Genomic DNA, 11320 nt, shown 5'->3' on the forward strand with positions numbered 1-11320 from the left:
GAGGGACGAGGAGAAGGTGAACGTGACCAGCAGCGATGCCGACGACCTAAAATGATCAACGTGTCCGACCAGCACGCTCCCCGGTCCCTCATCGTCACGCTCTACGGCGCCTACGGCCGCTTCGTCCCGGGCCCGGTGCCCGTGGCCGAACTGATCCGGCTGCTGGCCGCGGTCGGCGTCGACGCGCCCTCGGTGCGCTCCTCGGTGTCCCGGCTCAAGCGGCGCGGGCTGCTGCTGCCGGCCCGCACGCAGAGCGGCGCCGCAGGCTACGAACTCTCGCCCGAGGCGCGGCAGTTGCTGGAGGACGGCGACCGCCGCATCTACGCCGGCGCACCGCCTCAGGACGAGGGCTGGGTGCTGGCGGTGTTCTCGGTGCCGGAGTCGGAGCGGCAGAAGCGGCACGTGCTGCGCTCCCGCCTGGCCGGCCTCGGCTTCGGCACGGCCGCCCCCGGTGTGTGGATCGCCCCGGCCCGGCTGTACGAGGAGACCCGGCACACCCTGCAGCGGCTGCACCTCGACGGCTACGTCGACTTCTTCCGCGGCGAGCACCTCGGGTACGCGCCCACGGCCGAGGCGGTCGCCCGCTGGTGGGACCTGGCGGCCATCGCCAAGGAGCACGAGGCGTTCCTCGACCGCCACGAACCGGTGCTGCACGCCTGGCAGCAGCGGCAGGGCACCCCGCCCGAGGAGGCCTACCGCGACTACCTCCTCGCCCTGGACTCCTGGCGCCACCTGCCCTACACCGACCCCGGCCTGCCGGCGCGGCTGCTGCCCGCCGACTGGCCGGGGGTGCGCTCGACGGCGGTGTTCCGGGCGCTGCACGAGCGCCTGCGCGACGCCGGCGCCGAGTTCGCGGGCGTGACGCGGCCACCGGACTGAAACGCCGTCTCCAGGCTCGGCGTTCAGAGGCTCAGCCGGGGTTTCGGCGCGTCCGTGCGGCCGGTCTGGGGGCGGCGGCTGCCCGCCCGGTACGGCGCGGGCCACACGGCGCCGGGTCCGGCATAGCCCTGCTCGGCGGCCGCGTGCAGGGTCCAGTGCGGGTCGTACAGATGCGGGCGGGCCAGCGCGCACAGGTCGGTGCGGCCCGCCAGGATCAGGGAGTTGACGTCGTCCCAGGAGGAGATCGCGCCGACCGCGATCACCGGCACGCCCACCTCGTGCCGGATCCGGTCGGCGTACGGCGTCTGGTACGACCGCCCGAACTCCGGCCGCTCCTCGGCGACGACCTGCCCGGTCGACACGTCGATCGCGTCGGCGCCGTGCGCGGCGAAGGCGCGGGCGATCTCCACGGCGTCCTCGGCGGTGGTGCCGCCGTCGGCCCAGTCGGTGGCCGAGATGCGCACCGTCATGGGCCGTTCGGCCGGCCATACGGCGCGTACGGCGTCGAAGACCTCCAGCGGGAACCGCAGCCGCCGCTCCAGGGTGCCGCCGTAGGCGTCGGTGCGGTGGTTGGTCAGCGGGGACAGGAAGCCGGAGAGCAGATAGCCGTGCGCGCAGTGCAGTTCGAGCAGGTCGAAACCGGCCCGGGCGGCGCGCTCGGCGCTGCTCACGAACTGCTCCCGGACGTCGGTGAGCTGGGCCCGGGACAGCTCCCGCGGCACCTGGCTGTCCGGCTTGTACGGCAGCGGGGAGGCGGCCACCAGCGGCCAGTTGCCCTCGGGCAGCGGCTCGTCCATGCCCTCCCACATCAGCTGGGTGGAGCCCTTGCGGCCGCTGTGGCCGAGCTGCACGCCGATCGCCGTCCCGGGCGACCGGGCGTGCACGAAGTCCACGATCCGTTTCCAGGCCGCCGCCTGCCGGCCGTCGTACAGGCCGGCGCAGCCCGGAGTGATCCGCCCCTCGGGGCTCACGCAGACCATCTCGGTCATCACCAGGCCGGCGCCGCCGAGGGCGCGGGCGCCGAGGTGGACGAGGTGGAAGTCGCCGGGGACGCCGTCGACGGCGGAGTACATGTCCATCGGGGAGACGACGACCCGGTTGCGCAGGGTCAGTCCGCGCAGCCGGAACGGCGTGAACATGGGCGGGGTGCCGGGTGGGCAGCCGAATTCCCGCTCGACGGACTCGGTGAAGGAGGGGTCGCGCAGGCGCAGGTTGTCGTGGGTGACGCGGCGCGAGCGGGTGAGCAGGTTGAAGGCGAACCGGCGGGGCGGCTGGTCGAGGTGGTGGGCCAGCTCCTCGAACCACTCCAGGCTGGCGCGGGCCGCGCGCTGGGTGGAGGCGACGACGGGCTTGCGTTCCTCCTCGTACGCACCGAGCGCCTGCTCCACGGTGGGCTGTTCCTCCAGGCAGGCGGCCAGCGCGAGGGCGTCCTCGACGGCGAGCTTGGTGCCGGAGCCGATGGAGAAGTGCGCGGTGTGGGCGGCGTCGCCGAGCAGGACGACGTTGCCGTGGTGCCAGCGGGCGTTGACGACCGTGCGGAAGGTGGTCCAGGCGGAGTTGTTGGAGCGCAGCGGGCGGCCGCCGAGGGCCTCGGCGAAGATCTTGGCGCAGCGGGCGATCGACTCGCTCTCGGTCAGCTCGTCGAAACCGGCGGCGCGCCAGACCTCCTCGCGCATCTCCACGATCACGGTGGAGGCACCGAGTTGATGGTGCGGCCCGAAGGGCCTCGTTGAGGGGTGGTGGTCGGGAGACGGGCGGGCATAGGGGTAGCCGTGCAGCTGCATCACGCCGTGCTCGGTCTCGGCGATCTCGAAGCGGAACGCGTCGAAGGCGAAGTCGGCGGCGAGCCAGATGTAGCGGCAGCGGTGCGCGGTGATCCGGGGGCGGAAGGTGTCTGCGTACGCCGCGCGCGTGGTGCTGTGGACTCCGTCGGCGGCGACGACGAGGTCGTAGGTCGCCGCCAGCGTGTGCACGTCGGGTGCCTCGGTACGGAAGCGGAGCTCGACGCCGAGGGCCTCGCAGCGGTCGTGCAGGATCTGCAGGAGGCGTTTGCGGCCCAGGGCGGCGAAGCCGTGTCCTCCGGAGGTCTGCTTGGTTCCCCGGTGGACGATGTCGATGTCGTCCCAGCGGACGAATTCCTTCTGCAGGGCCGTGTAGACCACCGGGTCGGCGTGTTCGATGCCGCCGAGGGTTTCGTCGGAGAGGACCACGCCGAAGCCGAAGGTGTCGTCGGGGGCGTTGCGTTCCCACACGGTCACCTGCCGGTGGGGGTCCAGGCTTTTCAGCAACGCCGCCGCGTAGAGGCCGCCGGGGCCGCCGCCGATGATCGCGATGCGCATCCGTCTACCTCCCCTGCCACTTCGGTGGGCGCTTCTCCGTGAAGGCCGCGTGGAACTCCGCGTAGTCCTCGCCGTTCATCAGCAGGGCCTGGGTGGAGGCGTCCAGTTCGATCGAGGCCGCCAGCGGCATGTCCAGTTCCGAGGTGAGCAGCGCCTTCGTCTGGGCGTACGCCAGGGCCGGGCCGTCGGCCAGGCGGCGGGCCAGGTCCTGGGCGGCCTCGTCGGCGCGGCCCTCCTCGGTCAGCTCGCTGATCAGGCCGATGCGCTCGGCCTCCGGGGCGCGCACCGCGTCGCCGAGCATGAGCAGGCGGGTGGCGTGGCCGAGGCCGACGACGCGGGGCAGCAGATAGGCCGCGCCCATGTCGCCGCCGGACAGGCCGACGCGGGTGAAGAGGAAGGCGAACCGGGCGGTGGGGTCGGCGACGCGGAAGTCGGCGGCGAGGGCGAGCACCGCGCCGGCGCCGGCGGCCACGCCGTGCAGCGCGGCGATCACCGGGAAGGGGCACTCGCGGATCGCGCGCACGACCTGCCCGGTCATCCGGTTGAAGTCGAGCAGCTGGGCCGTGTCCATGGACAAGGTGGCGCCGATGATCTCGTCGACGTCGCCGCCGGAGCAGAAGCCGCGGCCTTCGCCCGCCAGCACCAGGGCGCGCACGGACCGCTCCCGGGACAGCTCGGCGAGCAGGTCGCGCAGGTCGGCGTAGGCGCCGAAGGTGAGGGCGTTGAGCTTGTCGGGGCGGGCCAGGGTGACGGTGGCGACGCCGTCGCTGTGCTCGACCCTCAAGTGCTCCCAGGCGGGGGTGCGGGCGGCGGAGCCGGTGAAGGGACTCATGCGGGGCGGCCTCCTCACTGAGCGCTACCCCACGAAGCTATCACCGATCCGTGACCGTCGTCACGAGTGCGCGATACGGCGTCCGGAACATTGGCCGAAGAACGTCACGGCTCCTCGATGGATGGGTAACGAAGGAACGCGCGAGGCGACGGAGGACGCTCGGCCGGGTAGGTCGCCCGGTGCCGGGGCCGACGGTCCCGGACGGCGCCCGGCCCGAGGACCGTGCCGGACGCGCCCGGCCGAAGGCCGTGCCGGGCAGCGCCGTATCCTTCGTAGGTCGAAAGCAGGACAGCCTGCTGATGAACGGACTCGCTGTGCACGATCGCCCCGCCTTCTCCGCCTCCTGGCGCATCCCGCTGCCGCACTCCGCCGCGGCCGTGCCGGTGGCGCGTGCCCTGGTGCGCACGGCCCTGGCCGAGCTGGAGCACGGCGCGGACAGCGACACGGCGGAGCTGCTGACGGCGGAGCTGGTGGCGAACGCCGTGGAGCACACCTCCGGCGCCACGCCGATAGAGCTGGTCGTGGAGCTGCTGCCGACCGGCTGCCAGGTGGAGGTGCACGACCCGGACCCGGCGCCGCCCGGCGATCTGACCCGGCCCACCCTGGCCGCGCCCGACCCGTGGCAGGAGGGCGGCCGCGGGCTGCTGCTGATCCGCACGCTCAGCTCGTCGTGCGGGCACCGCCCCACCGAGTCCGGCAAGGCGGTGTGGTTCAGACTCCCAGTGGTTCCCGCTCAGCGGCGTCCGGCCTGACCTCGGCCGCCGGGCGGGCGAGCCGCGAGTGGCGGCGCCCGTAAGCGGCGTACACGCCGAGACCGACGGCCAGGAACGCGGCGAACTGCACCCAGGCGGTCCAGCCCGTCTCGTACATCAGGTACAGGCAGAAGCCGACGCCCAGCAGCGGCAGCACCGGGTACAGCGGCACCCGGAAGGTGCGGGCGAGGCCGGGCTCGCGGCGGCGCAGGGCGATCACCGCGATGTTGACCACGGCCATGATCGCCAGGGTGCCGATGGTGCACAGGTCGACCACCGCGTCGAGCGAGGCGAAGGCCGCCGGGACGGCGAAGACGACGGCGATGATCAGGGTGCCCGCGACGGGGGTCGAGGTGCGCGGGGAGACCTGCTCGAAGACGCGCGGGATCAGTCCGTCGCGGGACATCGACATCAGGATGCGGCTCTGGCCGTACATCACCGCGAGCACCACCGAGGCGATCGCGACGACCGCGCCGAAGGCGATCACGCCGCCGCCGACCGAGGAGCCGGTGACCTGGTTGACGACGTAGGACAGGGCGGCGGGCCGGCCGCCGACCTCCTTTGCGCCGACGGCGCCGGTCGCGGCGAGGGCGACCGCGCAGTACAGCAGGGTGACCACGCCCATGCAGACCAGGATGGCGACGGGGATGTCCCGGCGCGGGTTCTTCGCCTCCTCGCCGGCCGTGGTGATCGCGTCGAAGCCGATGTAGGAGAAGAACGCGGCCGTGGTGCCCGCGCCGATGCCGCCGAGACCGGCCGGGGCGAACGGGGTGAGGTTGCCGTCCTTGAAGGCGTAGAAGCCGATGGCGCAGAACGCGAGCAGGATCGCCAGCTTGACCGCGGCCATGGCGGCGGTCGCCCGGGCGCTCTCGCGCACCCCGCGCACCAGCAGCACGCAGGCCAGCGCGATGACGATCACGGCCGGAAGGTTCACGATCCCGCCCTCGCCGGGGCCGGCCGACAGCGCGGCCGGGAGCTGCGCGCCGGTGAGGCTGTGCAGCAGCTCGTTGACGTACTGGCTCCAGCCGACGGCGACGGCGGAGATCGACACGCCGTATTCGAGGAGCAGGCACCAGCCGACGAGGAAGGCGGTGGTCTCGCCGAGGCCGGCGTAGGCGAAGGAGTACGACGATCCGGAGACCGGGATCGCGCCGCCCAGCTCGGCGAAGGAGAACGCGGTGAAGACGCAGGTGATCGCGGCGAGCAGGAAGGAGACGACGACGGCGGGCCCGGCCTGGGCGACGGAGTCGGACAGGCCGACGAAGATGCCGGTGCCGACGATCGCGCCGACGCCGAAGCAGATCAGCTGGGCGAGGCCCATGGTGCGCTTGAGGCCGTGGCCGTCCCGGTCGGCGCCGGATTCGGCGACCAGGAGCGCGGGGGACTTGATGCGGGGCATGCGGGTGGTGCTCGTTTCTGGGGACGACAGTGCGCCGGGGTCGGGCGCGCGGCGGCCGCGGAATGGGTGGCTCCGGGCCGCCGGACAGCATACGGCCTGGTCGGCCGCGTAACCCGCTGCGTGGCGGGTGGTCAGGCCAGGGTGGCCACGAGGACGGCCTTGATGGTGTGCAGGCGGTTCTCGGCCTCGTCGAAGACGACGGAGTGGGCGGACTCGAAGACCTCGTCCGTGACCTCCAGGGAGTCCAGCCCGTGGGTCTCGAAGATCTCCCGCCCGACCTTGGTGCCCAGGTCGTGGAAGGCGGGCAGGCAGTGCAGGAACTTCACGTCCGGGTTGCCGGTGGCGCGCAGCACGTCCATGGTCACGGCGTAGGGGGCGAGAGCGGCGATGCGCTCGTCCCAGACCTCCTTGGGCTCGCCCATGGACACCCAGACGTCGGTGGCGACGAAGTCGGCGCCGCGCACGCCCTCCTCCAGGGCCTCGGTGAGGGTGACGCGGGCGCCGGTGGTGCCGGCGAGCTCACGGGCGCGGTCGACGACGTCCTGGGCGGGCCAGTAGGACTTCGGGGCGACGATCCGGACGTCCATGCCGAGCAGGGCGCCGGTGATCAGGTAGGAGTTGCCCATGTTGAAGCGGGCGTCGCCGAGGTAGGCGAACGCGATGCGGGTGAGCGGCTTGGCGCTGTGCTCGGTCATGGTGAGCACGTCGGCGAGCATCTGGGTGGGGTGCCAGTCGTCGGTGAGGCCGTTGAAGACGGGCACGCCGGCGTACGCGGCCAGCTCCTCGACCTTCTCCTGGCTGTCGCCGCGGTACTCGATGCCGTCGTACATCCGGCCCAGCACCCGCGCGGTGTCCTTCACGGACTCCTTGTGGCCGATCTGGGAGCCCGACGGGTCCAGGTACGTGGTGTGGGCGCCCTGGTCGGCGGCGGCGACCTCGAACGCGCAGCGGGTGCGGGTGGAGGTCTTCTCGAAGATCAGCGCGATGTTCCTGCCGCGCAGGTACTGCTGCTCGGTCCCGGCCTTCTTGGCGGCCTTCAGCTCGGCGGCCAGCTCGACCAGGCCGCGGAACTCCTCCGGGCTGAAGTCCAGCTCCTTGAGGAAGTGGCGGCCGGCGAGGGCGGTCGGGACTGTCGCCATGGGGGCGCTCCAGAGGGACGGGGGACGGCTGACTATTGGAAGTCTATACGATCCTCGGCATTTATATACGGCCCCCACCCCTGTGCTCGTACACGGCTGTACGGCGGTACGGCTATACGGCGTCCCGCTCGACCGGACAGCTCATGCAGCGGGGGCCTCCCCTGCCCCGGCCCAGTTCGCTGCCGGGGATCTCGATCACCTCGATGCCCTGCTTGCGCAGATGGGTGTTGGTGGTGGAGTTGCGCTCGTAGGCGACGACGACGCCCGGCTCGACGGCGAGGACGTTGCAGCCGTCGTCCCACTGCTCGCGCTCGGCGGCGTGCACGTCCTGGGTGGCGGTGAGCACACGGATCTCGCTCAGGCCGAGCGCGGCGGCGATCGCGCGGTGCATGTGCTCCGGCGGATGGTCGGTGACCTTCAGCTCCTTGTCCCCGCCGCCGGGCTCGATGGTGTACGAGCGGAGCATGCCGAGGCCCGCGTACTGCGTGAAGGTGTCGCCGTCGACCATCGTCATCACGGTGTCCAGGTGCATGAAGGCGCGCCGCTTCGGCATGTCCAGCGCCACGATCGTGCGGGCGGAACCGGCCGCGAACAGTTTGTGCGCCAGCATCTCCACCGCTTGCGGCGTGGTGCGCTCGCTCATGCCGATCAGCACCGCGCCGTTGCCGATCACGAGCACGTCGCCGCCCTCGATGGTGGACGGGTAGTCCGCCTGCCCCTCGGACCACAGCCGGAAGGTCTCCTCCCGGAAGAGCGGGTGGTGCCGGTAGATCGCCTCGAAGTGGACGGTCTCGCGCTGCCGGGCCGGCCAGCGCATCGCGTTCACGGAGACGCCGTCGTAGATCCAGGCGGAGGTGTCGCGGGTGAAGAGGTGGTTGGGCAGCGGCGCCAGCAGGAAGTCGTCGAGCTCCATCGCGTGGAAGCGGACCGAGACCGGCTCGGCGTGCGCCTGCAGGAACTCCCGCTTGGTCATCCCGCCGACCAGCGCCTCGGCCAGCTCGCGCGCCGGGAGCGTCTCGAAGGCCTCGCGCAGGTGGTCGGTGGCGAGGGGGCCGTACTCCTTCTCGTCGAAGACGCGGTCGAGGACGAGCGCCCTGGCGTCGGGGAGCTCCAGGGTCTCGGTGAGCAGGTCACCGAAGAGGTGGACGGTGACGCCCCGGTCGCGCAGCACGTCCGCGAACCCGTCGTGCTCGGCGCGCGCCCGGCGCACCCAGAGCACGTCGTCGAAGAGGAGGGCCGTCTTGTTGCTGGGCGTGAGCCTTTTGAGCTCGAGATCGGGCCGGTGCAGGATCACGCGGCGCAGCCGCCCGGTTTCGGAGTCGACGTGGAATCCCATGCCTCCATCCTGACCACGCACCGCCCTGTTGACCCACCACTCGCGCGTTTTCTCTTGCGGAGGGGGTGGGGTGGCGGGGGTTTCGGCCGGGGGGGCCGCCTTCGAGACCGAGTGACTCGGGTGGTGGGGCGGCTTGGCCCTGGCCCGGTGGTGGGTGCGGGGGTGGGGAGGGCGAGGTGGGTGCGGGCGATCGGCGAGCCGGCCGCCGCCCGTCTGCCGTCGCCGGGGGCCGGGGCCGGGTCAGCGGCTCGCTTGGGGTCGGAGCGCGGTCAGCGGCTCGGCTGGGGCTGGAGCGCGGTCAGCCGCTCGGTTGGGGTTGCAGTTGTTCCGGGCGGGAGAGGAGGCGGCGGGTGGCGCGGGTCGGCTCCAGGGTTGCGTGGGCGACGATCCAGCCGGCCAGGGTGTGCGGGTCCGTCGGACGGTCCGCCAGCTGCTCGGTGTAGCCGGCCAGCGCGGCGGCGGCGTCGCCGGCGGCCAGGTGCGCGTCGGGCGTGCGCGGGGCGGCGGGCGCGTCGGCGAAGGCGTGGGTGCGCCGGTCGGGCCAGAACGCGCGGTCCGGGCGGAAGCGCAGCGGGGAGTGCGGCGAGGAGGACGCGGCGACGTTGCGCAGGCGCCACTCCGTGCGGTGCAGCCGCGCGGCCGTACGGGCGCGGGCCAGGGCGGCCGGCGGGACCGGTTCGCGCAGCCAGCCGTCCAGCGTGGCCGCGAGGCCCGCCACCAGCGCCCGGCCCTGCGCGGTGAGCCGGCCGCTGGTCAGCAGCGTGCGCACCACGAGCCGGCACTGCAGACGCCGCAGGGCGAAGTGGTAGCCGGCGGTCTCGGCCTCCGCCTCGTCGCCGGTGGCGGCCAGCCGGTCCCGCCAGAACCCGGCCACCCCCGTGAAGGCGTACGCCCCGTGCAGCAGGCCGGTGAGGTGACGCGGGTCGGCGCGCCAGGGGGCGTAGTAGCGCTCCTCGCGGTCGTCGTCGAGCAGCGGGAACAGGTGCAGCAGGGCGGCCAGCTTGCTGTGCTGGAACTCGTGCACCAGCGTCTCGGCGAGGGCGAGCGCGGAGGACGGGCGGGAGATCACCATGCCGCCGTAGGAGTCGCCGCTGGAGGCGGACACCGGGACGGTCGGCGGGGCGGGCGGTGCGGCGGCCGTACGGCCGTAGGGCACGACGGCCCGTATGAGCGCCGGTTCGATCCGCCCCGGTCCGGGCCCGCCCGGCACGTCGAGCAGGGCGACGGCCTCCTCGAACACCCGCTGCCACGCCCACGCCTCCGCGTCCTCCAGCCGGGCGGGCGGCAACGGGTCGTCGAGGTCCCGGTAGGGGTCGAGGTCGTCCAGAGGTACGGCGACGGGGCCGGCGCAGGTGCGTGCGGTGAGGGTGCGCAGGGGCAGCCAGCCGGCGCCGTCGGACGCCTTGCCGTCCGGACAGGTGCCGTCCGGACGCGCGCCGTTTGGACAGGCGCCGTCCGGACACGCGCCGCGGGAGGCGGCGCCGCCGGAGGCAAGGTCGTCGTCACCGGGCGCCAAGCCGTTCGCCCCCACGCCGTCCGGACACGCGCACCCGTTCCCCGTGTCCGCTCCCCCGCCGCACCCCGTGGACAAGCACCCGGCGGGCGCGCCGCCTGCATCAAAACCTTCCGAACCCGCCCGCCCTGTCGTCAGCCCGACGGTCGTGGGGCGGAGTGTCAGGGACGTCCGGGTGGTGCCCGTGGTGTCGGGTCCCGTGAGGGTCAGGGTGCCGGCGTGGGTGCGGGCGTGGCCGGGGGTCAGGCCCGGGCGGGCGGCGGGGAGCCGGGCGAGGCCCAGGCCCGGCAGGGCCAGGCAGCCGTCGGTGAGCGGAACGCGAAGCTCCGCGGTCGTCCCGGCGAGCAGCGACGCGGAGACGGCCAGCGCGCACAGGTGACCCGCCTCCGCCCACAGGTCGGGCCCCGTGGCCGTCCCGTGCAACCGGCGCAGCATGTGGGCCAGCCAGCCGCCGGTGGCGGGGGCGAGCAGCAGCCGGTCCACGGGCTCGGGCGCCCGCTCCGCCGCCTCCTTGACGACCTGCCAGGCTCGGCCGGGTGGCGTCAGCGGTGTGGGCAGGGTGGCGAAACGGTCCAGCAGGGTGCGCAGGAGCAGCAGCCGCCGGGTCCGTTCGCCCCGTTCCAGGAAGGCCAGCGCCTGCGTCGAGCCCCCGCCTGCGGCGAGTTCCGCGAAGAGCCCCGCGGGCATGCGAAGGTGGGCCTGGCTCTGCTCGCTGGTCATCGAGACCTCCGGTCGCGGGGGCGGACGTGCGGGGGCCCGGCGTGCGTCACGGACCTGGCGTGGCGCTCGGCCCTGGGCCGGGCCCGCCTCTACTCGGCCCGCGCGCCACCGCCCTCGTTCCCGCCGCGCATCCCGCCGCGGGCACGCAGCACTTCCCGCAGCAGGCGGTGGGCGGGGTCCAGCGGGGCGAGGCCGTCCACCTCGGTCAGGGGCAGCGCCGTGAGGTCGGCGAGATCCGACTCCCAGCCGTCGGCGCCCGCGGGGCGGCCCGGTTCACGTACGGCTGCGGCTTGCTGCAGTGCGGGCAGCTGGTCCAAGACGGTCCCCCTTCTCGCACGGTGGCACGCAATGCCCCGCGTCTTTTCCATCATGGCCATTCCTGCCCATGTCGAAAACCGTACGATCACGCCA

At 73.4% G+C, this 11320-nt stretch carries 9 protein-coding genes; 2 read left to right on the forward strand and 7 right to left on the reverse strand.

Going from position 1 to position 11320, the window contains the following annotated elements:
• The first annotated feature begins 51 nt into the window (after nucleotides 1–51).
• Entirely contained in the window at nucleotides 52–879 is an 828-nt protein-coding gene (locus ACF1AL_RS16605; RefSeq protein WP_366836654.1) for a PaaX family transcriptional regulator C-terminal domain-containing protein, read from the forward strand.
• A 23-nt stretch (nucleotides 880–902) separates the two neighbouring features.
• Here ACF1AL_RS16605 and ACF1AL_RS16610 read toward each other — a convergent pair whose 3' ends face one another.
• Both ACF1AL_RS16610 and ACF1AL_RS16615 read right to left on the reverse strand, forming a co-directional pair.
• On the reverse strand, nucleotides 903–3218 hold the full coding sequence (locus ACF1AL_RS16610) for a bifunctional salicylyl-CoA 5-hydroxylase/oxidoreductase (RefSeq protein ID WP_391826286.1): 2316 nt from the start codon (nucleotides 3216–3218) through the stop codon (nucleotides 903–905).
• Between the two features lie 4 nt (nucleotides 3219–3222).
• Nucleotides 3223–4050 (reverse strand): enoyl-CoA hydratase family protein, encoded by an 828-nt coding sequence (locus ACF1AL_RS16615; RefSeq protein WP_366836652.1) that lies wholly within the window; start codon nucleotides 4048–4050, stop codon nucleotides 3223–3225.
• A gap of 299 nt (nucleotides 4051–4349) precedes the next feature.
• On the opposite strand from ACF1AL_RS16615, the gene ACF1AL_RS16620 reads away from it, so the two are divergent.
• Nucleotides 4350–4802 carry an ATP-binding protein gene (locus ACF1AL_RS16620; protein WP_366836650.1) on the forward strand — a complete coding sequence of 151 codons (453 nt, stop codon included), beginning with the start codon at nucleotides 4350–4352 and terminating at the stop codon, nucleotides 4800–4802.
• Here ACF1AL_RS16620 and ACF1AL_RS16625 read toward each other — a convergent pair.
• The 5 genes from ACF1AL_RS16625 to ACF1AL_RS16645 form a co-directional block, all read right to left on the reverse strand.
• Nucleotides 4762–6201, reverse strand: a complete 1440-nt coding sequence (locus ACF1AL_RS16625) for an amino acid permease (RefSeq protein WP_391826288.1) — start codon at nucleotides 6199–6201, stop codon at nucleotides 4762–4764. The genes ACF1AL_RS16620 and ACF1AL_RS16625 overlap by 41 nt on opposite strands.
• A gap of 131 nt (nucleotides 6202–6332) precedes the next feature.
• The gene (gene argF, locus ACF1AL_RS16630; RefSeq protein ID WP_366836648.1) at nucleotides 6333–7340 is read right to left on the reverse strand and encodes an ornithine carbamoyltransferase; all 1008 of its coding nucleotides are present in this window, start codon (nucleotides 7338–7340) and stop codon (nucleotides 6333–6335) included.
• 112 nt (nucleotides 7341–7452) lie between these two features.
• Nucleotides 7453–8676: an arginine deiminase gene (locus ACF1AL_RS16635; protein WP_391700442.1), complete on the reverse strand. Its 1224-nt coding sequence runs from the start codon at nucleotides 8674–8676 to the stop codon at nucleotides 7453–7455.
• A gap of 298 nt (nucleotides 8677–8974) precedes the next feature.
• Nucleotides 8975–10909: an HEXXH motif domain-containing protein gene (locus ACF1AL_RS16640; RefSeq protein WP_391826290.1), complete on the reverse strand. Its 1935-nt coding sequence runs from the start codon at nucleotides 10907–10909 to the stop codon at nucleotides 8975–8977.
• 89 nt (nucleotides 10910–10998) lie between these two features.
• On the reverse strand, nucleotides 10999–11226 hold the full coding sequence (locus tag ACF1AL_RS16645) for a hypothetical protein (protein WP_366836645.1): 228 nt from the start codon (nucleotides 11224–11226) through the stop codon (nucleotides 10999–11001).
• Nucleotides 11227–11320 lie beyond the last annotated feature (94 nt).

Origin of the sequence: Streptomyces sp. NPDC014801 (assembly GCF_043082085.1) — a bacterium.
Lineage (GTDB): Bacteria > Actinomycetota > Actinomycetes > Streptomycetales > Streptomycetaceae > Streptomyces.